General features: G+C 71.0%; 19 protein-coding genes. 7 read left to right on the plus strand and 12 right to left on the minus strand.

The genetic code is table 11. The annotated features are described in order from the left end of the window. Positions 1-7: 7 nt before the first annotated feature. The 10 genes from ACWCXB_RS02240 to glgX form a co-directional block, all read right to left on the minus strand. Complete coding sequence (locus tag ACWCXB_RS02240) at positions 8-391, minus strand: PASTA domain-containing protein (protein WP_450718037.1); 384 nt, start codon at positions 389-391, stop codon at positions 8-10. A 16-nt stretch (positions 392-407) separates the two neighbouring features. Continuing rightward, positions 408-977, minus strand: a complete 570-nt coding sequence (locus tag ACWCXB_RS02245) for a hypothetical protein (protein ID WP_450718039.1) — start codon at positions 975-977, stop codon at positions 408-410. Continuing rightward, the gene (locus ACWCXB_RS02250) at positions 970-1,491 is read right to left on the minus strand and encodes a hypothetical protein (RefSeq protein ID WP_450718041.1); all 522 of its coding nucleotides are present in this window, start codon (positions 1,489-1,491) and stop codon (positions 970-972) included. Before ACWCXB_RS02250 ends, ACWCXB_RS02245 begins: the two co-directional genes overlap by 8 nt. Next, a complete protein-coding gene (locus ACWCXB_RS02255; protein WP_450718043.1) occupies positions 1,488-2,384 on the minus strand; it encodes a hypothetical protein in 897 nt (298 codons plus the stop codon). The genes ACWCXB_RS02250 and ACWCXB_RS02255 overlap by 4 nt, the downstream gene beginning before the upstream one ends. A 172-nt stretch (positions 2,385-2,556) precedes the next feature. Continuing rightward, positions 2,557-2,805 carry a hypothetical protein gene (locus ACWCXB_RS02260; RefSeq protein ID WP_450718045.1) on the minus strand — a complete coding sequence of 83 codons (249 nt, stop codon included), beginning with the start codon at positions 2,803-2,805 and terminating at the stop codon, positions 2,557-2,559. A gap of 166 nt (positions 2,806-2,971) precedes the next feature. Further along, positions 2,972-4,996 carry a M4 family metallopeptidase gene (locus ACWCXB_RS02265; RefSeq protein WP_450718046.1) on the minus strand — a complete coding sequence of 675 codons (2,025 nt, stop codon included), beginning with the start codon at positions 4,994-4,996 and terminating at the stop codon, positions 2,972-2,974. A 510-nt stretch (positions 4,997-5,506) separates the two neighbouring features. Next, complete coding sequence (locus ACWCXB_RS02270; protein WP_450718048.1) at positions 5,507-6,232, minus strand: hotdog fold domain-containing protein; 726 nt, start codon at positions 6,230-6,232, stop codon at positions 5,507-5,509. Between the two features lie 119 nt (positions 6,233-6,351). Beyond that, positions 6,352-8,157, minus strand: coding sequence for an ABC transporter ATP-binding protein (locus tag ACWCXB_RS02275; protein WP_450718050.1), 1,806 nt, complete (start codon positions 8,155-8,157; stop codon positions 6,352-6,354). Then, a complete protein-coding gene (locus tag ACWCXB_RS02280; RefSeq protein WP_450718052.1) occupies positions 8,154-10,097 on the minus strand; it encodes an ABC transporter ATP-binding protein in 1,944 nt (647 codons plus the stop codon). Before ACWCXB_RS02280 ends, ACWCXB_RS02275 begins: the two co-directional genes overlap by 4 nt. A 70-nt stretch (positions 10,098-10,167) precedes the next feature. Next, positions 10,168-12,543, minus strand: coding sequence for a glycogen debranching protein GlgX (gene glgX, locus ACWCXB_RS02285; protein WP_450718054.1), 2,376 nt, complete (start codon positions 12,541-12,543; stop codon positions 10,168-10,170). Between the two features lie 225 nt (positions 12,544-12,768). On the opposite strand from glgX, the gene ACWCXB_RS02290 reads away from it, so the two are divergent. From ACWCXB_RS02290 to ACWCXB_RS02315, 6 genes are all read left to right on the plus strand, one after another. Beyond that, the gene (locus tag ACWCXB_RS02290) at positions 12,769-13,995 is read left to right on the plus strand and encodes an Ig-like domain-containing protein (protein ID WP_450718056.1); all 1,227 of its coding nucleotides are present in this window, start codon (positions 12,769-12,771) and stop codon (positions 13,993-13,995) included. Positions 13,996-14,197: 202 nt separating this feature from the next. Beyond that, positions 14,198-15,448: a L,D-transpeptidase gene (locus ACWCXB_RS02295; RefSeq protein ID WP_450718058.1), complete on the plus strand. Its 1,251-nt coding sequence runs from the start codon at positions 14,198-14,200 to the stop codon at positions 15,446-15,448. Positions 15,449-15,559: 111 nt separating this feature from the next. Then, positions 15,560-16,327: an enoyl-CoA hydratase/isomerase family protein gene (locus ACWCXB_RS02300; RefSeq protein WP_450718060.1), complete on the plus strand. Its 768-nt coding sequence runs from the start codon at positions 15,560-15,562 to the stop codon at positions 16,325-16,327. A gap of 262 nt (positions 16,328-16,589) precedes the next feature. Beyond that, complete coding sequence (locus ACWCXB_RS02305; protein WP_450718062.1) at positions 16,590-17,105, plus strand: ATP-binding protein; 516 nt, start codon at positions 16,590-16,592, stop codon at positions 17,103-17,105. Positions 17,106-17,459: 354 nt separating this feature from the next. Next, a complete protein-coding gene (locus ACWCXB_RS02310; RefSeq protein ID WP_450718064.1) occupies positions 17,460-18,287 on the plus strand; it encodes a polysaccharide deacetylase family protein in 828 nt (275 codons plus the stop codon). Next, positions 18,287-19,462: a YncE family protein gene (locus ACWCXB_RS02315; RefSeq protein ID WP_450718066.1), complete on the plus strand. Its 1,176-nt coding sequence runs from the start codon at positions 18,287-18,289 to the stop codon at positions 19,460-19,462. The genes ACWCXB_RS02310 and ACWCXB_RS02315 overlap by 1 nt, the downstream gene beginning before the upstream one ends. A gap of 150 nt (positions 19,463-19,612) precedes the next feature. Here the strand turns inward: ACWCXB_RS02315 and ACWCXB_RS02320 are convergent, their stop codons facing one another. Then, positions 19,613-20,254: a GNAT family N-acetyltransferase gene (locus ACWCXB_RS02320; protein WP_450718068.1), complete on the minus strand. Its 642-nt coding sequence runs from the start codon at positions 20,252-20,254 to the stop codon at positions 19,613-19,615. Between the two features lie 95 nt (positions 20,255-20,349). On the opposite strand from ACWCXB_RS02320, the gene ACWCXB_RS02325 reads away from it, so the two are divergent. Next, a complete protein-coding gene (locus tag ACWCXB_RS02325) occupies positions 20,350-20,565 on the plus strand; it encodes an EF-hand domain-containing protein (protein ID WP_450718070.1) in 216 nt (71 codons plus the stop codon). 257 nt (positions 20,566-20,822) lie between these two features. Here the strand turns inward: ACWCXB_RS02325 and ACWCXB_RS02330 are convergent, their stop codons facing one another. After that, positions 20,823-22,190 (minus strand): L-serine ammonia-lyase, encoded by a 1,368-nt coding sequence (locus ACWCXB_RS02330; protein WP_450718072.1) that lies wholly within the window; start codon positions 22,188-22,190, stop codon positions 20,823-20,825.

Here is a 22,190-nt window from a genome sequence, read left to right on the forward strand (position 1 = left end):
CCTCCGCTCAGAGCTTGCCGGGCAGCTTGCCGGCGAGCTGGTCGAGCTTCTTGACCAGGGCGTCGTACCGCGCCTTGGCGGAGGCTTCGTCCTCCAGCCTGGCGACCGCTTTGGTCAGTTCATCCAGCTTCTTTACCACTTCGGGCGGGATGGGCGGGTTGGGTTTGGCGGCGAATACGTTCAGCGTCACCACCGAGCCCTTCGGCCGGACAGCCCCGACGGGTGGCTCGTGGCTGAACACCTCGCCCGGTTTGCCGTCCCCGCCGATCTCCCACACGCGCGGCGTCAGCCCCAGGTCCCTGAGTTTCTTCTCGGCCTCCGCGCGGGTCTTGCCGGCCACATCGGGTACGCCCACGCCGCCGGTCGCACCGGTGCCGGTGCCGAATGTCAACGCAGCCATCTCCGCCTCACTTCTTGGTCAGCATGGACAGCAGGAGCAGGTTGGTGACCATGTCGCCTCCGAGCCCGCCGCTGTGCGGATTGCCACTACCGCCGCTCAAGCCCGGCATGAGCAGCAGGAACGGCAGAAGGTCGGCCATCTGGCTCTGCGACCGGGTGACCACCTTGACCGCCTTGCCGTCGGCGTCGGCGTCCACGGTCTCCTGCGTGAGCATCGGCAGCAGCAGGGCGAGCAGCTTGGTCTGCTGCAAGTCGGTCCGGATGACGTCGGAGCTCTTCTTCTGCTCGCCGGCTTCCTTGCGGAGTGTCGCGACGAGCTTGCCCTGGTCGGTGGCGAGCGTGTTGGTCCGCGACTCCAGCGACTTGACCGCGGCAGCCAGGGTCTCGATCTTGCTGTCCAGGTTGCGAGCGGTGGACTGCACCTGGCCCTGGCTGGCCGGCGCGGGCGTATGTCTCGGGGAGTAGCTGCTGCGTCGGCTCGGTGTGCGCACCGCCGGGCGACGGTAGGGGGTGCGTTCCTCGAACTCCTCGTACTCGGTGCCGTCCAGCAGCGTGCCGATTTCGTCGTACTCAGTCATGGGTTGTCCCTTCGCGCATCGACGGTGGGTCGGTGGTGACGGTCGAACGGTCCCGCCGGTGCATGCGGGCGTGCATGACAACGGCTGGGCGGACCAGCCGGTCGAAAAGTCCGGGGTCGGGGGTGGTGAAGCCGGGCGCGCCCCGCCCGCGGCACCACCAACATGTGTCGTCCGCGCCGAAGCACGCGGGGCACGCGCCGAGCGCGGCGGCCATGTCGTCGAGCAGACCGTGTGCCACGTCCAGCTGAGCGGCCAGCTCGGCGACCCGACGGCGTACGTCCTCGGCGGGCTCGCGGCGTTCGGAGAGCCGACGGGCCTCCTCCTCGGTCCGTAGCTCGGCCTGTTCGGCCTCGGCCAGGTCGCGCTCCAGCTGCGCCTCGCGCCGGCTGAGCAACTCGGCGAGCTGCTGGTCGGATCCGGCCGACCCGGCCAGGTCGGCCAGGCCGTCCGTGGCCGTCGCCGCGCCGGCGAGGTGCCGCTGCAGGAGTTCGATCACCTGCTGCTGACCGGTCATCGGGCACCGACCAGTTCGTCGAACTCGAAGGCGAAGCACTCGTCGTCGGTCAGGGTGTCGTCGAGTTCGATGTCGTCGAAGTCCTCGGCATCGTCGAGACCTTCCTCATCGTCGAAGCCGGCGTATGCGTCGAACTCCTCGTACGCCGCGGTGGCGTCGTCGTCGTAGGACTCCGTCTCGTCCTGCTCCGCACCCACCAGCAGGCCCAGCAGCCGACCCGCCCGCTCGTCACCGGCCTCCGGTTCCTCCTCCGACTCCGCGTCGGTCGTCCACTCCGCCTCGGTCTCTCGGGCCAGTGCACCGAGCAGCCCGGCGAACGTGTGGGCAGGCACCGGCACCTGCTGGCGGCCCACGGGAACCAAAAGGTGCCGGCCCTCGCCGAGGGCGGCCAGCGCCTGGGCCGTCTCCGGCCGCCGCAGCAACGCCATCAGCATGGCCGAGGCCGGGCCGCCGCGGCCTCCGGCCAGGCCCAGCAGCCCCGAGGCCAGGGCGCCGGGCCCGGTCGGCGAGCCGCCGGCTGTGCCGGCCGCGCCGCTGAGTACGCCGCCGATGCCACGGGCATCGTGGCCGCCGTATCGCTGCTGGAGTGCCGACCCGGCCGCACCGACCAGCGCCCCGCCCAGCGCGCCGAACGGGCCCAGCGCACTGCCGGCGGCGGCGCCCCGAAGTGCGCCAGGACCGACGGCCTTGGCGAACGTGGCCGTGGGCTCGGCCACCTTCGCCAGCGCAGTGCCGAGGCCGTCGAAGAACTCCTCGTACTCCGCGGGGGTGATGTTTTCACCGCTCGCCTCCGCGAAGGCCTCCTCCAGCTCACCGTCGGAGAAGCCGGCATACCGGGAGTCCAGCACCTCACGCAGATGTGGGTAGTAGGTACCCGCGTAACACTCCGGCATCTCCGTGACCTCCGTTGTGACGGCAGGGGCTGCGTCCCCAGCGAATCACGGGGTCAATGACGGCACCATCCGAGACGCCCGAACAGGTGGTCGTCGTGGAGTCCGGCGCGAACGCGCCCTGGGGGATGGCGTCCAACCACTGCGTGACCTGCCGCGACTTCGGACACACCGGCTATGGCGTCGCGTCCGTCGACGAGCGTCGTAGGTCTTGATCGAGCACGTCCTTCGCGGCGAGCCGGCCGTCGTCGAAGAACAGCCGGTAGACCGGGTGCAGGGCGTAGTCGGTCGTCCGGTAGTACACGCACGCGTCCATCCCCGGCGGCTCGGGCTCCGAGCCGTCGGGCGGGCCGTCCAGCGCCTGAGGGGGCAGCCGGGCCGTGAGGCCGGCGCGGCTGTCACCGATGCGCAGGGAGCTCGCCACCGATCCCGGTACTGGTGCGCATGATTCCCCCTCAGACGTCCGTGATGGAGTGAGGATTATTCACCACGTGCGGAAACGGGCTTCCGTCCGGAGGGCTCGTCACACAGGCGGCCGCCCTGGGGGGTGTGCCTCACTCCCCCAGGGCGGCCGAGCTGATGCGGTGCAGCTAGAACGTCAGCTTGAAGCTGTTGATGTACCCGGTGTCGTAGCGTGCGACGTCCTGGACCTTCAGCTGCCAGGTGCCGTTCGCGACCTCGCTCGACGCGTTCACCGTGTACGTCTCCACGACGTTGTCCGCCGAGTCGCTGCCGCTGGAGTTCTTCAGCCGGTACGCCGTGCCGTCCGGGGCCACCAGGTCGATGACCAGGTCACCGCGCCAGGTGTGGACGATGTCCACGCCGACCTTGAGCGTGGCGGGTGCGTTGCCGGTGCGGCCGGTGACACTCACCGAGGAGGTGGCGGTGCCGAGGTCCGGGATCGCGACGTCCGCGGTGTTCTCGAACGACGTGCCCGTGTCGCCGCCCGGGCGGGAGCCGACGTTGATGGCGGCCCAGGCGTCGGCGACCGCCTTGTACTCGGCGCTGCTCGCCCCGTACAGCTCGCTCGCGACGGCGAGCGTGCCGGTGCGCGCACCCGCGTAGTTCGTGGTCGAGTTGAACTTCGTCGTCAGCGCCTTGAACCAGATCAGCGACGCCTTGTCGCGGCCGATGCCGGTGACCGGGAGGCCGTCCGAGGTCGGGGAGTCGTAGTTCACGCCGTTGATGGTCTTGGCGCCGCTGCCCTCGGAGAGCAGGTAGTACCAGTGGTTCGCCGGACCCGACGAGTAGTGCACGTCGATGCCGCCGATGCCCGAGTACCAGGCGTCCTTGGACGAGCCGTCCTTGCTCGGCTTGTCCATGTAGCGCAGCGGGGTGCCGTTGCCGCGGATGTCGATCTTCTCGCCGACGAGGTAGTCGCCGGCGTCCTGGGCGTTGTTGGCGTAGAACTCGACGGCCGCCGCGAAGATGTCGGACGTGGCCTCGTTGAGGCCGCCCGACTCGCCGCTGTACTGGAGACCGGCGGTGTTGGACGTGACGCCGTGCGTCATCTCGTGCGCGGCCACGTCGATCGACGTGAGCGGCTTGGCGTTGTTCGAGCCGTCGCCGTACGTCATGCAGAAGCAGCTGTCGGACCAGAAGGCGTTGACGTACGCGTTGCCGTAGTGGACGCGGGAGTACGCGCCGACGCCGTCGCCCTTGATGCCGGTGCGGCCGTGCACGTTCTTGTAGTAGTCCCAGGTGAGCGCGGCGCCGTAGTGTGCGTCGGCGCCGGCGGTCTCCAGGTTCTGCGGGGTGCCGTCACCCCAGATGTCGTCGGAGCCGGAGAAGAGCGTGCCGGTGCCCGAGGTGCCGCGGTTGAGGTTGTACGTCTTGTGGTTGCCGCGGCCGGTGTCGGTCAGGCTGTACGAGGGCGCGGTGCCGAGCGTGACCTGGCCGCTGTACATGGTGTTGCCGGTGCCCGTCTCGATGGCCTCGCGTTCGAAGAGCTTCTTCCCGGTGGCCGCGTCGGTGATGACGTGCAACTCGCTCGGGGTGCCGTCGTGCTGGATGCCGCCGACGACGGTCTCGTACGCGAGGGTCGGCTTGCCCTGGGCCAGCCAGACCACCTTGCGCGGTGCGCGGTCGGCCACGGTCTTCTTCGAGCCCTCGGCCCTGGCGGCGGCCAGCGCCTGCTGCTCGGCGGCGGCCGGGGCGACATCGGCGCTGGTGTCGACGTTCTTCAGCGCGGCCGCGCTGGCCTTGGTGACGGACTCGGTCTTCCCGGCCTTCGTTTCGGCGACGACCAGGTCACCGCCGAGGACGGGCAGACCAGCGTAGGTGCGCTCGTAGCGGGTGTGCGTGGTGCCGTCCCGGTCCTGGACGACATCGCGGACGACGAGCTTCTCCTGTGCGCCGAGGCCGAGTTCGGCCGCCGTGGCGGCCTTCGTGGCGTTGGCCTCGCGTATGAGCTCGGCCCGCTGCGCGGGGCTGAGCTGCGCGGGCAGCGCGCCCGGGTCGGCGGCCGATGCGGCCTGGTTCTTCGGTGCGGCGCCGGCCGGAGCGTCCGGTGCGGCGGCGGCCGGTCCGGACTGGACTCCGACAGCCAGGAGGGCTGCGGCTGCGAGCAGAGCGCCGGTCGCGGACGCGCGACGACGGCTGGGCGTGGGTCTCACGCGGACTCCTTCTGCGAGGGGGGTTACGGGCAGCTGGGTGGGCCACCCGGGCAGAGCGACGGAGCATGCGGTGCGGGATTGGGGGAAGAGTGGCAGGCGCGAGCGCCTCCTGTCAGGAGCGCGTCAACAGATTGGCCGGAAACCGTCCGTTCGCGGAAAAGTCATGTTCGTTAAGCGGACGTTTCGCCGACCATCACCGCGACGCCGTCGAGGACGCGTGCCAGGCCGAGTTCACGGTGGAGTCGAGATCCAGGTCGACGTCGTCCTGATCGAACAGAGAGGCGCGCGGAGGGTACGCGCACTCGCCGCGATCGCTGCGAACCGTGGCTCGTTCCGTGCCGTCCACTCGCTGTCGGACAGCCCGAGGTCCCGGCACGCCACGGCCTCCGACCCGGCCGCCATCGACAGTCCCTGCACATGCGCCAAGAGCGCCAGATGGGTGGGCATCCTCTGGGAGGGCGTCAGTCCCGTCGTCCGCAGGGGCCCGTGGCGGACCGTGGTGCCCGCCCGTCAGTCGGTCGGCCGGGGGTCCAGCCACAAGGCCTCGGCGAGGGCGCACAGTTCGCCCCCGACCGTGGCAAGTGCCACGCCCATCGAGTGCTTGCGGCCGGATTCGGACCGCAGCCACGCATAGGAGATGTACGGCTCGCCCGTACGCACCGGGCGCAGGACCGTGCCGGTGAGGGCCGCCGTGACCGCGCCCGGGCGCTGGGAGCCCAGCATGCGGCCCGCCCAGTTGCCCGGGCAGTCCAGGGCGCCCCACACCAGCTCCGCCGGAAGCAGGCCGTCAGGGTCGGCGAGAGCGGGGGACGGGACCCAGGCGGAGGCGACAAGTCCGCGGCCCGGCACCGGGGTGCAGTGCTGACGCAGTCCACGCTCGGGCGTACGGTCCAGGCCGCAGCCGAAGCAGTCGACGAGCCCTTCCGGCGGCGCCGCCCGGAACGCCTCGGCCGCGGCCACCGCCTCGTCCCAGGAAGGGGCTTCTGGTGCGTCGAGCGGCAGCTCGGCCGGACGTGCCGTCGCCAGGGGCCGCTCGCCCTCGCCCAGCTCCACGCCCCCGTGCGCCGTTTCGGCGATGCGCACCGGCACCTCCACCGGCACAGGACCGCGGAAGTCCACCCGTACCGACTTCGCCCCCGAGCGCTCCGCGAGCACCCCCGCGACGTACCCGCCGAAGGCCACCCCGGGATAGCCGACGTACAGCTCCGGCACCACGATCGCGTCAGTCGTCGTCATGATCCCCACTCCATCACACCGGCCGCGGGCAGTCCGGTCCCGCCCCGGTCGGCCGCTGCACGATGGGCGGCGGCCGCTGCGCCTGGGGGACGCGCGGACCGGGGCGGAGCCCCGCGTTCTCAGACCAGGCTGTCCCGCCACGCCCGGTGCAGATCGGCGAACCGACCGGTGCCGGCGATGAGTTCGGCCGGGCTGCCGTCCTCCACGATCCGGCCCTGCTCCATCACCAGCACGCGGTGCGCGATCTCCACCGTCGACAGCCGGTGGGCGATCACCACCGCCGTACGGCCGCGCAGCACCGTGTCCATCGCGCGCTGCACCGCCCGCTCGCCCGGAATGTCCAGCGAGCTCGTCGCCTCGTCGAGGATCAGCACGGCGGGGTCGGCCAGCAGCGCCCGCGCGAACGCGACGAGCTGTCGCTGGCCCGCCGAGATCCGGCCGCCCCGTTTGCGTACGTCCGTGTCGTAGCCGTCCGGCAGCCCGCTGATGAAGTCGTGCGCGCCGATCGCCTTGGCGGCGCGCTCGATCTCCTCGCGGGTCGCGTCCGGGCGCCCGATCGCGATGTTCTCGGCGACCGTGCCGGAGAACAGGAACGCCTCCTGGGTCACCATCACCACGCCGCGCCGCAGATCGCGCACGGCGAGGTCGCGCAGATCGACGCCGTCGAGGAGAACGCGACCCTCGGTCGGATCGTAGAAACGGGCCAGCAGCTTCGCGAGCGTCGACTTGCCCGCGCCGGTGGCGCCGACGACCGCGACGGTCTGCCCGGCCGGGATCGTGAGCCGGAAACGCGGCAGCACCTCACCGCCGGTGCGGTACGCGAACCGTACGTCCTCGAAGACCACGGCACGGCCCGGTCCGCCGGACCCGGTACTGGCGGGCAGCTCCGCGGGGTGGTCCGGCTCCGGCACCGACGGGATCTGGGCCAGCAGACCCGCGATCTTCTCCAGCGATGCGCCCGCCGACTGGTACGAGTTGAGGAACATGCCGAGCCGGTCGATCGGGTCGTACAGCCGCCGCAGATACAGCACGGCGGCCGCCAGCACTCCGAGCGCGAGCGTCCCCTCCGTCACGCGGTACGCGCCCCACAGCACGATCCCGGCGACAGCGGTGTTGGCGACCAGCCGGGAGCCGACGACATACCGCGCCATCTCCAGGAGCGCGTCGCCGTTTGCGCGGGCGTGGCGGTCGTTGAGCGTACGGAAGCGGTCGTCGTTGACGCGCTCGCGGCGGAAGGCGCGCACCGGGCGGATGCCGTTCATCGTCTCCGCGAACTTCACGATGACCGCGGCGATCGCGGTGGACCGCTCGGAGAACACGACCGCGGCGCGGCGCCGATAGAGCCGTACGAGCAGATACAGCGGTACGAAGCTCAGGACGGCCAGGCCGCCGATGCCGAGGTCCAGCCAGAGCAGCATCGCCGAGATGTAGACGAAGGCGAGGACCACGGCGACGAGTTCCTGGAGTCCCTCGCTGAGGAGCTCCCGCAGTGACTCGACATCCGTGGTGGAGCGGGAGATCAGCCGGCCGGACGTGTACCGCTCGTGGAAGTCCACGCTGAGCGCCTGCGCATGCCGGAAGATACGGCCGCGCAGGTCGAGCAGCACGTCCTGGTTGACGCGGGCGGCGGCGCGGATGAAGGCGTACTGGAACGCGCCGGACGCGACCGCGGACGCGGCGTACCCGGCGCCGACGGCCACGAGCGGGCCGTGGTCGCCGCGGCGCAGTGCCGGCACGCCGCTGTCGATGGCGTACGCGACGAGCAGGGGCCCGGCCTGCGCGGCGGCCTGCTGCAGAAGCAGCAGGAGCGCGGCGAGGACGACACGGGCGCGCCGGGGAGCGAGCAGGGACCGAAGGAGGGCGCCGGTGGCGCCGTCCGGGGCGGGGAGTGCGTCCCGGTCGAACGGGTCGCTCGGCGACGTCATCGTGCTGTCTCCTCGGCGTGGCCGCCCGACATCAGCCAGGCGTACTCGGCGTTGTCCCGTAGCAGTTCGTGATGGGTGCCGACGGCGGCGATACGGCCGCCGGACAGCAGCGCCACCCGGTCGGCGAGCAGCACCGTGGACGGCCGGTGCGCCACGACGAGGGCGGTGGTGTCCTCCAGGACGCGGCGGAGCGCGGCCTCGACGAGGGCCTCCGTGTGCACGTCGAGCGCGGAGAGGGGGTCGTCGAGGACCAGGAACCTCGGGCGCCCGACGACCGCGCGGGCCAGCGCGAGCCGCTGCCGCTGCCCGCCGGAGAGGCTGAGCCCCTGCTCGCCGACCTGCGTGTGCAGGCTCTGGGGCAGCGCGTCCACGAAGTCGGCCTGCGCCACGTCGAGCGCGCGCCGCAACTCCTCTTCCCCGGCGTCCTCGTCGCCCATCCCCACGTTCTCCCCGACGCTCGCCGAGAACAGCGTGGGCTCCTCGAACGCCATCGAGACGAGCCGCCGCAACTCCTCCCGCGGCAGCACCGCGACGTCCCGCCCGTCGAGCATGATCCGCCCGCCCGTGACCTCGTACAGCCGCGGCACGAGCGCGGTCAGCGTCGTCTTCCCCGACCCGGTCCCCCCGACGAGCGCCATGGTCTCGCCGGGCCTCACATGCAGATCGATCCGCTTCAGCACGGGCACGGAGTCCTCGTCGGCATCCGGGTACCGGAACTCGACGCCCTCGAACACCATCCCGCCCCGCGACCCCCTACGGCCGGGCCCGGTTGCGCCCTGAAGCCGGGCGAGGTCCTCGCCCGGGGTGCCCCCGCCCTCGTGGACCGCCTCGCCCGAAGCCTTGCCGTCCACGGTGACAGGCCGTCCGTGGGACGACGCCCCGGATGTCCCGCCGTCCGCGTCCGCGTGGTGGGTCCGGGAGGAAGCAGCGGCCTGCTCCCGGGATTCCTCCGCCGCGTCCATGACCTCGAAGTAGCGGTCCGTCGCCGTCGCCGCTTCCTGGCTCATCGCCAGCAGGAAGCCCATCGCGTCCACCGGCCAGCGCAGGGCCAGCGCCGTCGAGAGGAAGGCGACCAGCGTGCCGGCCGAAAGGGTGCCGTCCGCAACCTGGATCGTGCCGAGGACGAGCGCAGCGGCGATGGCCAGCTCGGGGACGATCATGATGACGCCGAAGATGCCCGCCAGGAGCCGGGCCTTGGCCAGTTCCGTGCCCCGCAGCCGCTGGGCCAGGGCGCGGAAGGCCGTCGCCTGGCTGCGGTGGCGGCCGAAGCCCTTGATGATGCGGATGCCGAGCACGCTCTCCTCGACGACCGTCGTCAGATCGCCGACCTGGTCCTGCGCCGTGCGCGCGACCTCCGAGTAGCGTGACTCGAACCTCGCGACCACGAAGACCAGTGGCGCAACCGGCGCCAGCAGGATCAGCCCCAGCGTCCACTGCTGCGCCAGCAGAATCCCCGCGCCGACGAGGATCGTCACCCCGTTGACCAGCAGAAACGTCAGCGGAAACGCGAGGAACATCCGCAGCAGCATCAGATCCGTCGTCCCGCGCGACAGCAACTGCCCCGACGCCCACCGGTCATGGAAGGCCACGGGCAGCCGCTGCAGATGCCGGAACAGATCCGCCCGCATCGCCGCCTCGACCCCCGCCAGCGGCCGCGCCACCAGCCATCGCCGGAAGCCGAAGAGCACCGCTTCGGCGATCCCGAGCAGCAGCAGGTACAGCGCCCCCCGCCACACCCCGCCCGTATCCCGCTCCGCAACCGGCCCGTCCACCATCCATTTCAGGACGAGCGGGAACACCAGGCTCAGACAGGAGGCGACGACCGCGACGACCGCGGCGGTGAACACACGGGCCCGCACCGGCCGTACGTACGGCCACAGCCGCAGCAGGGAGCGGACGGCGGACCGGTCATCCGGGGCGACTGAATCTGTTCTGGGCATCAGGAGTGAGCCTACGGATCACCACTGACACTGCCCACCGAGTTTTCCGGGCGCCGGGCGCACGGGCCCCTCAGCCGTCCGCGTCCGCGTCCCCGTCCCCGCCCGGGTCACCGTCCCCGTCCGCGACCCGCAGCAGCAGCACCGCCCGGGCCGGCACCGTCACCGTCTCGCCGCCCCGGTGCCGTGTGCCCGGCGCGGTCGACTGGTCCTCCAGCGAGGTGTCCACGACCAGCTCGTACGCCTCCGCCCACGGCGGACCCGGGAGCTGGAACGCCACCGGGCGGCTCCCCGCGTGCAGCACCGTCAGAAAGCTGTCGTCCGTGACCTGCGCCCCCCGCGCGTCCCGGCCCGGGATGTCCCGGCCCGAGAGATAGAGCGCGACCGTCGACGCCGGCGCGTACCAGTCCTGCTCGGTCATCTCCCTGCCGCGCGGGGTGAACCACGCCAGGTCCCGCAGTCCGTCGGCGGTCTGCGGGCGGCCGGAGAAGAACGCCCTGCGCCGTAGCACCGGATGCGCGCCCCGCAGCGCCAGCAGCCGGGATGTCAGCGCCAGCAGCCCGCGCGGCCCCGGCCGCTCCAGCAGCGACCAGTCGAGCCAGCCGACCTCGTTGTCCTGGCAGTACGCGTTGTTGTTGCCGCCCTGCGTACGGCCCATCTCGTCGCCCGCGACCAGCATCGGCACCCCGGTGGACAGCAGCAGGGTGGTGAGCAGATTGCGGATCTGTCGCCGGCGCAGCGCGTTGACCTGCGGATCGTCCGTCTCGCCCTCCACGCCGCAGTTCCACGCCCGGTTGTCGTTCGTGCCGTCCCGGTTGCCCTCCCCGTTCGCCTCGTTGTGCTTGCGTTCGTACGAGACGAGGTCGCGCAGGGTGAAGCCGTCGTGGGCGGTGATGAAGTTGACCGACGCGTACGGCCGCCGCCCGCCCCAGGCGTACAGATCGCTTGAGCCGGAGAGCCGGTAGCCGAGGTCCCGCACGTCGGGCAGCGCACCGCGCCAGAAGTCCCGTACGGCATCCCGGTAGCGGTCGTTCCACTCCGTCCACAGCGGCGGAAACGCGCCGACCTGATAGCCCCCGTTGCCCACGTCCCACGGCTCGGCGATCAGCTTCACGCGGCGCAGCACCGGGTCCTGGGCGATCACCGCGAGGAAGGGGGAGAGCATGTCGACGTCGTGCATCGACCGGGCGAGCGCCGCCGCGAGGTCGAAGCGGAAGCCGTCGACGCCCATCTCGGTGACCCAGTAGCGCAGCGAGTCGGTGATCAGCCGCAGGACATGCGGCTGGACGACGTGCAGTGTGTTCCCGCAGCCGGTGTAGTCGGCGTAGCGGCGGGCGTCGGACTGGAGACGGTAGTAGCCGCGGTTGTCGACGCCCTTGAGACTGAGGGTCGGGCCCAGCTCGCCCGCCTCCGCCGTGTGGTTGTAGACGACGTCGAGGATGACCTCGATGCCCGCCGCGTGCAGCGCCCGCACCATCCGCTTGAACTCGCCGACCTGCTGCCCGGCCGTCCCCGACGCGCTGTAGGCCGCGTGCGGCGCGAAGTAGCCGATCGAGTTGTAGCCCCAGTAGTTCTTCAGCCCGCGCCGCAGCAGATGGTCCTCGTGCGCGAACTGATGCACCGGCAGCAGCTCGACCGCCGTGACCCCGAGGCGTACGAGATGGCCGATCGCGGCCGGGTGGGCGAGGCCCGCGTACGTACCGCGCAGCTCCTCGGGGATGTCCGGGTGCAGTTTCGTGAACCCGCGCACGTGCAGCTCGTAGATGACCGAATCGGCCCACGGCGTTTTGGGCCGCCGGTCGTCGGCCCACTCGTCGTCGGGCGCGTCGTCGTGGACGACGACACCCTTCGGGACGAACGGCGCCGAGTCGCGGTCGTCGCGCACGGTGTCGGCGACATGCTGCTGCGGCCAGTCGCGGACATGCCCGTAGACCTCCGGCGGGAGCGTGCCGTATTGCATCCGGGGGACATGGCGGCCGTCAGCGGCTCCGCCACGGGCCCTGCCCCCGAATTCGCCGTCGACGGCCCGTGCGTACGGGTCGAGGAGCAGCTTCGCCGGGTTCCAGCGCGCTCCGGTCCACGGGTCCCAGCGGCCGTGCACCCGGAAGCCGTACCGCTGCCCGGGGCGTACGCCCGGCACGAAGCCGTGCCAGATCTCGTGCGTCAGCTCGGTCAGCGGCGCCCGGGTCTCCGCCCCCGCCTCGTCGAACAGGCACAGCTCGACGGCCTCCGCCCCGCCCGCCCACAGCGCGAAGTTGGTGCCCGCGACCCCGTCGGGCCCCACCCGGAACCGGGCACCCAGCGGTGTCGGCGCCCCCGGCCAGACCTCGGGACCCTGCCCCCGGCCTGCGGCCTCCCTGCGCCGTCCGTTCAGCGCGGGGCGCCGTCCCACTTCAGGGGACGGCACCCCTCCTCCCCGCACTGCCTCCTGCTCGGCTGCGCTCGACACGTGTCGGCCTCCCGCGGCTCGTCGGGCCACTCCGTCCTGAGCGCGCGGCGTCCCGGCCGCGGCTCCCGGGTCCTGACCGACCGGACAGGGCCTGCGCGTGGTCCTCCCACCTGTTCTGCCCGCACTGTGCTACTCCCAACATGACCCGCGCTCACGTACCCCTACGAGGGGGGCGGTCGTTGGGCGGGACGAGCTGTGTCTCTGCGACCCCACGAGGTGGACTCTGTGAGCAACGCGGTGAAGCGGACGAGGGCCACGCTGGCCGCCGCCCTCGTCTGGACAGGACTGCTGGCCGGGCTGACCGGCTGCACGGGTGGTGACCTGGACATCGGCGGCAAGCCGCGGGCGGCCGACGACCACATCAGGATCACGCCCGAGGACGGGGCGAAACGCGTCACGGCCGACGGCAAGGTGGAGGTGAAGCTGCCCAGCGGGCGGCTGGAGCGGGTCAGGGTCACCCAGATCGAGGACGCCCAGCCGGTCGAGATCCCGGGCCGGATCTCGCAGGACGGGCTGCGCTGGCTGCCCGAACCCGGCACCCGCCTCGCGCTGGCGGCCAAGTACCGGGTCGACGCGGTCGCCCTCGACGGCCACGGTCGCCGCTCGGCCCGGCACACCACCTTCACGACCCTGGTTCCCGAGCGCCACTTCATCGGCTACTTCAATCCGGAGAACCGCTCCACCGTCGGCACCGGCATGATCGTCTCGTTCGTCTTCAACCGGCGCATCGAGGCCCGCGCGGCCGTGCAGCGCGCCATCCGCATCACCGCCGACCCGCCGGTGGAGATCGTGGGCCACTGGTTCGACGGGCAGCGGCTCGACTTCCGGCCGCGCGCCTACTGGAAGCCGGGCACCAAGGTCACCGTCGATCTGCGGCTGCGCGATGTGGAGGGCTCGCCCGGCGTGTTCGGCATCCAGCGGAAGACGACCGGCTTCACCGTGGGCCGCTCGCAGATCTCCATCGTCGACGCGGAGAGGCACACGATGGAGGTACGCCGGGACGGCGAGCTGCTGGCGACCCTGCCGATCACGGCAGGGTCGAAGAAGACGACCACGTACAACGGCAAGATGGTGGTCAGCGAGATGTTCGACGTGACCCGGATGAACGGGGCCACGGTCGGATTCCGGAACAAGAAGGGCAAGAGCGAGTACGACATCAAGGACGTACCGCACGCGATCCGGCTCACCACCTCCGGCACCTTCCTGCACGGAAACTACTGGGCACACCCGTCCGTCTTCGGTTCGAAGAACGTCAGCCACGGCTGCGTCGGTCTGCGCGACGAGCAGGGCGGCAGCCAGGACGCCCCGGCCGGGTGGTTCTTCGACCGGACGTTGATCGGGGACATCGTGGAAGTGGTCAATTCCCCGGACCGGATGGTCGATCCGTGGAACGGTCTGAGCGGCTGGAACCTGGACTGGGAGGAGTGGAAGGCCGGTTCGGCGCTGAGCTGACCCTCCCTGACCTGCATGGCCCGCACCGGTCCTGGACATGTTGGGACTGAACGGTGACATCCGTGGGGAGTTACCACCGCTCGCGGTGTGATTATCTATCGCCAGGTGCGCGCAGGGAGCGCGTGGGGGTAGAGGGCCCGGCCACGAGCCGGGCTCCACGGGCCGTGGCGGGGCCAGGCCGTGCGAGGGGAGAGAACCAATCGTGAACGGGCAGCCGATATCGGGGGCATCGGCCGGGGTGCGCGGCGGACGCGGGCGCGGCAGCACGGGTGTGCCGGCCCTGGTGCTGGGGGCGTTGCTGCTTCTGGTGACGGCGTGCGGGGGCGGGGACTCCGGCAACGCAGCGGATGACAAGGGCAGGCAGGACAGCGGCAAGGTCGGCACCACCGCCTCGCAGGCGGTCGTGACCATCGCCCCCAAGGACGGTGCGTCCTCGGTCGCCACCAGCGGCGCCCTCAAGGTGACCGCCGACAAGGGCAAGCTGTCCGCGGTCACCGTCCAGGACGACAAGGGCAACAAGGTCGAGGGCAAGCTGACCGCGGGCGGTGCGGCCTGGGAGCCGCTGGCGCACCTCGCCGCCGCCACCAAGTACAAGGTGCACGCGGTCGCCAAGGACGCCGAAGGCCGTGAGTCCGCGAAGGACACCACCTTCACCACACTCGTCCCGAAGAACACCTTCGTCGGCCACTACACGCCGGAGGACGGCTCCACCGTCGGTGTCGGCATGCCGGTCTCCATCAACTTCACCCGGGGCATCACCAATCCCGAGGCCGTCGAGAAGGCCATCAAGGTGACCGCCGAGCCGGCTGTCCCGGTAGAGGGCCACTGGTTCGGCAACGACCGGCTCGACTTCCGCCCGGAGAAGTACTGGGCCGCGGGCACCAAGGTGACCGTGAAGCTCAACCTGGACGGTGTCGAGGGCCGGCCCGGGGTGTACGGCAAGCAGGCCAAGTCGTTCTCCTTCACCATCGGCCGCAGCCAGGTCTCCACGGTGGACGCCTCGAAGCACACCATGGAGGTCGTGCGGGACGGCAAGGTCGTCAAGACCATCCCGATCACCGCGGGCGCGCCGTCGACGACGACGTACAACGGCCAGATGGTCATCAGCGAGAAGTACACGGTGACCCGGATGAACGGCGCCACCGTGGGCTTCGGCGGCGAGTACGACATCAAGGACGTGCCGCACGCGATGCGCCTGTCCGCCTCCGGCACCTTCATCCACGGCAACTACTGGGCCTCGTCCGGGACCTTCGGCTCGGCGAACGTCAGCCACGGTTGTGTGGGGCTGCGGGACGTGCGCGGCGGCTGGGACAAGGACGCCCCGGCGGCCTGGATGTACAACAACTCGATCATCGGTGACGTCGTGATCGTGAAGAACTCCAAGGACAAGACGATCGCCCCGGCGAACGGGCTGAACGGCTGGAACATGTCCTGGGCGGAGTGGAGCAAGTAGTACGTACGGACGTGCGAGGGTCCGGCGCTGTGATGGACAGCACCGGGCCCTCCGTCGTGCTGTGCCTTCTGGGGGGACACCCCCAGACCCCCTCCCACTAACCTGCTCGCCATGACCGTTTCTCTCGAAGTCTCCGAAGGCGTCGGCACCGTCCGACTCGACCGTCCCCCGATGAACGCCCTCGACATCGCCACCCAGGACCGGCTGCGCGAGCTCGCCGCCGAGGCGACGGACCGCGACGACGTACGGGCCGTGATCCTGTACGGCGGCGAGAAGGTGTTCGCGGCGGGCGCGGACATCAAGGAGATGCAGGTGATGGACCACGCCGCGATGGTCAAGCGGTCCAAGGCCCTGCAGGACTCGTTCACCGCCGTCGCCCGTATCCCCAAGCCTGTCGTCGCGGCCGTCACCGGCTACGCGCTCGGCGGCGGCTGCGAGCTGGCGCTCTGTGCCGACTACCGGATCGCCGCCGACAACGCCAAGCTGGGTCAGCCGGAGATCCTCCTCGGGCTGATTCCGGGCGCGGGCGGCACCCAGCGGCTCGCCCGGCTGGTCGGCCCGTCCAAGGCCAAGGACCTCATCTTCACGGGCCGCCATGTGAAGGCCGACGAGGCGCTGGCGATCGGCCTGGTCGACCGGGTCGTACCGGCCGCCGAGGTGTACGAGCAGGCGCACGCATGGGCGGCGAAGCTGGCCCAGGGGCCGGCGCTGGCGCTGCGCGCGGCGAAGGAGTCCGTCGACGCGGGTCTGGAGACGGACATCGACACGGGCCTGGCGATCGAACGGAACTGGTTCGCGGGCCTGTTCGCGACCGAGGACCGCGAGCGCGGGATGCGCAGCTTCGTCGAGGAGGGACCGGGGAAGGCGAAGTTCCTCTGAAATCACCCTGACGCGGGCTCAGTTGGACACGGCGGGCCTTTGCGTCAACCCCGTGGGTGGCTTAAACGAGCCTTAAGAGAGCCTTAAGGCGACCTTGTCCGCAGCGCTTGGCGATCATTCGTAAGCGCTGCGTCACCGCAGGTCAGAGGGGCCGTGAAGGCGCCTGACCTGCCGCTGTCATATGCCAACCCGATGCCCCGGAATCACAGATTCCGGGGCATCGATTCCTCCGGAACGGCCACGAAAGGTGCTCTGGGCGGCCATGATGGGGGGCATGGCGGGGCTGGAGGGTATGGAGCAACCGCGGCAGCGCGGAAGTGCGACCGCTGCGCGGTGGATGCCGGCCGTCGAGGACGAACAGGCGCTCAAGGCGCTCGAGTTGTTCGGGAACCCGACGGACGAGGAGGTCCGGCTGCCGTCCCGTCCCGAATCCGCGGCAACCGCCCGCAGGCTGACGCAGTGTGTGGTGCTGCGCCAGTGGGCACTCTCCCCGCAGGTCGCCGAGCACGCGATCCTGCTCGTCTCCGAGCTCGTCGGCAACGCGGTGCGCCACACCGGGGCGCGGGTCTTCGGGTTGCGGATGCTGCGCCGGCGCGGCTGGATCCGGGTCGAGGTGCGGGACCCCTCGCGGGGGCTGCCGTGTCTGATGCCGGTGCACGAGCTGGACACCAGTGGCCGCGGTCTCTTCCTGGTCGACAAGCTCTCCGACCGCTGGGGGGTCGATCTGCTGCCGCGCGGCAAGTCGACCTGGTTCGAGATACGCGTCTCCGACCGCTGACGCACGAAAGCCCCCTGTTGCCGTGCTGCGGCGCCTAGGGGGCTTCATGCGTGCGGCCGTGGACTTGGGGGTGTGATCCACGACCGCTGTGGACGACCTGGCCCGGGTCAATGGGGGTCGTGGCACCGACTATGGCAGACGGGGGGCCTTACTGCCAAAAGTCCCTACTGGGACAAATCGGTATGTACCAGTCCAATGGCAAAGTGAATCCAAGGTGAAATGAGCCACCAGCCTCACAAACGATGAATGAATATGGGCTCGACTGGGAGATCCTTCGAGTGACGGGTCGTGACCCGACGCGGCCTGAGTGTGCAAATCGTTATCTTTCGCCCTTATCGCACTTACCGTGGTCGCGTGAATCGGATCGGTCGTCGCGATGCCCTGCGCGCGGGTGCACACGCGGGCACGGCCCTCGCCGGAGCCCTCGCCGCCGGATGTACGGACACCGGCCCCGCCCCGAAGCCACCCGCCGCCCCCGCGGCCCCGTCGCCCGCGCACCGGTCGCCCTCAGCGTCCTCGTCGTCCCCCGCCGCTCCGCCGCACACGTCCGGCCGGGCTCCCGGCCCCCGCCGCTTCCCCGGCCTGCCCGCCGAGATCATCAACGGCCCCCGCGACCGCCCCGCCGTCGCCCTCACCTTCCACGGCGGGGGCGACCCCGCCACCGCCCGGGCCCTGCTCGCCGAGGCCGAGCGGGCGGGCGCCCGCATCACCGTGCTCGCCGTCGGCACCTGGCTGGACGAGCACCCGGACCTCGCCCGGCGCGTCCTCGACGGCGGCCATGACCTCGGCAACCACACGCTGCGCCACCTGGACATCTTGTCGATGGCCGAGCCCGACGCGTACGCCGAGATCGCGGGCTGCGCACAGCGGCTGCGGCGGCTCACCGGTTCGATCGGCAGCTGGTTCCGCCCGTCGCGGACCCGGTACGCAACCCCGCTCGTCCAGCGCCTGGCCGCCCGGGCGGGCTATCCGCACACGCTCTCGTACGACATCGACTCGCTCGACCACACCTCGCCGGGGGCTCCCGCCATCACCGGCACCGTCACCGGCGCGATCCGGAGCGGCTCGGTGGTGAGCCTGCACTTCGGCTACCGGGACACGGTCGCCGCACTGCCCGCCCTTCTCGACGAACTGGACCGCCGCGGACTGCATGCGGTGACGACCACGGAGCTGCTGACCTGATGCCGCACCTCACCAAGCGATCCACCGCTCTTCTCGTCGCCGCCGCACTCGCCCTCCTCGCCGCGGCCTGCAGCGGCGCCCCGGAGAGGCGCGAGACGGAGCTCGCCCCGCCACCGGTCCGGCCGACGCCCGCCGCCGTCCAGGCCGGGCTGCCCGGCATGCCCCCGGTCCTCGACCCCAAGGACGTCTACGCCGCGGACCGCCCCGGCAGACTGTCGCCCGTGGTCGCGGGCTTCCCGTCGCGGGTGTACGTCCCCAACACCCTCTCCAACACGGTCTCGGTCATCGACCCGGCCACGTACAAGGTCATCGACACCATCCCGGTGGGCATCCAGCCGCAGCACGTCGTCCCGTCCTGGGACCTCAAGACCCTGTGGGTGAACAACAACCGTGGTCACAGCCTCACCCCGATCGACCCGGCCACCGGCGAGGCGGGCCGGCCCGTCGATGTGCATGACCCGTACAACCTCTACTTCACGCCCAACGGCCGGTACGCCATCGTCATGGCGTCCCTCGACCGCGAGCTGGTCTTCCGCGATCCGCACACCATGGCCGTGGCCAAGACCGAGCCGGTGTCCTGCTACGGCGTCAACCACGCCGACTTCTCCGCCGACGGCCGGTACTTCATCGTCTCCTGCGAGTTCTCCGGTGAGCTGCTCAAGGTGGACACGGAGCGGATGGAGGTGACCGCCCAGCAGAGGCTGCCGTTCCAGGGCGCGATGCCGCAGGACGTGAAGATCTCCCCGGACGGATCGACGTTCTACATCGCCGACATGACGGCCCACGGCGTGTGGGTGCTCGACGGCGACAAGTTCACCACGCCGGTCCTGATGCCCACGGGCAAGGGCGCCCACGGCCTCTACGTCAGCCGCGACTCCAAGGAGATGTACATCACCAACCGAGGCGAGGGCACCGTCTCCGTCTTCGACTTCGCCCGGCACGAGCTCACCAAGAAGTGGCGGCTCCCCGACGGCGGCTCCCCGGACATGGGCGGCGTCTCCGCCGACGGCAAGGTGCTGTGGCTGTCCGGGCGTTACCACTCCGAGGTGTACGCCATCGACACGGCGACCGGGCAGCAGCTGGCCCGGATCCCGGTCGGCGGCGGCCCCCACGGCCTCGCGGTCTATCCGCAGCCCGGCCGCTATTCGCTCGGCCATACGGGCGTGTTCCGCTGACCCGGACGGACACGACCACCATCGGGTGTGACCGCCACCGCGTCGGTCCGTCCGGTCACCTCAGCACCGGGAGCCGTTCCGGCGGGCGCTCGGTGAAGCCGTGCACGGGACGCACGGCATCGCCGAACGGCAGGCCGGAGGGCTTCTCCGTCACCCGGCCACCAGCAGTGCCTCGGAGCCGACCGGACGGAACCCCGCCTGCTGGAAGGTCCGCACACTGCGGGCGTTCCCCGGCGACTGCTGTGCCCAGACGTGACCGCCTCCCGGGATCAGATGGCGCGCGGCCAGCGCGAGCTCGACCCCGAGCCCGGCGCCGCGCGCCGCAAGCTCCACCTCGATCGCGGCCTCCCAGCGGCCGGCGACCCCGCGGCCCAGGACCAGCACGCCGCCGTCCGCACCCCAGACCCGTACGTCGTCGCGGAACTTGCGGGCCCGCGCGACGCGCGGATGCGCCGGGTCCTCGATCTCGCGCAGCGGGATGTCCGGACGGCCCGGCCGTGCCGGGGCGACCGTCAGCAGGTCGATCGTGTTCATGGAACGTCCGGTTCTGGCCATCAGCGCGCTCAGGAACGTGGGGTTCATGCTCGCCGCGAGCGGATCGCTGGCCGTGGCCGCCAGGGTGGCCCGGATCCACTCGGGATCCTCGTCCGTGAACACCACCGAGTGCGCGGTGAAGGCCAGCACTCCGGCGTCCCGCGGATTCGGTTGCGGGATCACCGTGGTCGTACCGTCCGACGGCGGGTACTCGCCGCGCGCCGCCGCCGCCAGGATCCGTGCCAGCGCCTCGCTCATGCCCCCATGGTCCCCCACCGGCCCCCAGGGCGTGCCGCCCGGCTCGCGCCGATAATCTGACCCCCGTCAGTAATGCACCAAGAAGGGGTGGTCCAGTGGCGGACATCGAATCGGCGCGCAAGGCCTTCGATCGGTACGACCTGAACGGCGACGGGCTGATCTCGGCCGCCGAGTACAAGAGCGTCATGGCGCAGCTGGGCGACTTCCACGTGACCGAGTCCGTTGCCGAGGCCGTCATCAAGGCCAAGGACAGCAACGGCGACGGCCTGCTGACCTTCGACGAGTTCTGGGCGTCGCTGAACAAGGACTGATACGGAACGGCGTACGACGACGGCCCCCGGCATGCGCCGGGGGCCGTCCTCATCGGGTGCGGTACGCACGCGGTCGATCGCGGGACAGGGCCGAGGGACACGCTGCGGACGACACGATGCTCGGCCGCTGTCCGCCCTGCTCCGCGGAGACGGTCACCTGCCCCACGGCCGCCGGCCAGTAGAACGTGATCCGGCGATGCCGTCGCCGCGCATCGCCATCCGCGCCGCCGTGACGGCCTTCACCGCAGGTCTGGTCCTCAGCACTCGATGATGTTCACCGCGAGACCGCCGCGCGCGGTCTCCTTGTACTTCACGGACATGTCCGCGCCGGTCTCCTTCATGGTCTTGATGACCTTGTCCAGGGAGACCTTGTGGCTGCCGTCGCCGCGCATCGCCATCCGCGCCGCCGTGACGGCCTTCACCGCAGCCATGCCGTTGCGCTCGATGCACGGGATCTGGACCAGGCCGCCGACCGGGTCGCAGGTCAGGCCCAGGTTGTGCTCCATGCCGATCTCCGCGGCGTTCTCCACCTGCTCCGGGGAGCCGCCCAGGACCTCGGCGAGCGCGCCGGCGGCCATGGAGCAGGCCGAGCCGACCTCGCCCTGGCAGCCGACCTCGGCGCCGGAGATCGAGGCGTTCTCCTTGAAGAGCATGCCGACCGCACCGGCCGCGAGCAGGAAGCGGACCACGCCGTCCTCGTCGGCGCCGGGCACGAAGTTCATGTAGTAGTGCAGGACCGCCGGGATGATGCCCGCGGCGCCGTTCGTCGGGGCGGTGACGACGCGGCCGCCCGCCGCGTTCTCCTCGTTCACGGCCATCGCGTAGAGGGTGATCCACTCCATCGCGAGGGCCTGCGGGTCGCCCTCGGAGCGCAGCTTGCGCGCGGTGGTGGCGGCGCGGCGGCGGACCTTCAGACCGCCGGGCAGGATGCCCTCGCGGGACATGCCGCGCGAGACGCAGGCCTGCATGACCCGCCAGATCTCCAGCAGCCCCTCGCGGATCTCCTCCTCGGACCGCCAGGCCTTCTCGTTCTCCAGCATCATCGCGGAGATCGACAGACCGGTCTCGCGGGAGAGCCGCAGCAGCTCGTCACCGGTGCGGAAGGGGTACTTCAGCACGGTGTCGTCGAGCTTGATCCGGTCCTCGCCGACCGCGTCCTCGTCGACGACGAACCCGCCGCCGACCGAGTAGTACGTCTTCTCCAGCAGCGTCGCGCCCTCGGCGTCGTACGCCCACAGGGTCATGCCGTTCGCGTGGTACGGGAGCGCCTTGCGGCGGTGCAGGACCAGGTCCTCGTCGAAGTCGAAGCCGATCTCGTGCACGCCGAGGATGTTGATCCGCTTGTTGCTCTTGATCCGCTCGACCTGGTCGTCGGCGGTCTCGACGTCGACCGTGCGCGGGGAGTTCCCCTCCAGGCCCAGCAGGACCGCCTTCGGGGTGCCGTGGCCGTGACCGGTCGCGCCGAGGGAGCCGTACAGCTCGGCGCGTATCGCGGTGGTGTGGGCCAGCAGGCCCTCGTTCTTCAGGCGGCGGGCGAACAGGGCGGCCGCCCGCATGGGGCCGACCGTGTGGGAGCTGGACGGGCCGATGCCGATCGAGAACAGGTCGAAGACCGAGATGGCCAC

The organism is Streptomyces sp. NPDC001514 (assembly GCF_053597075.1).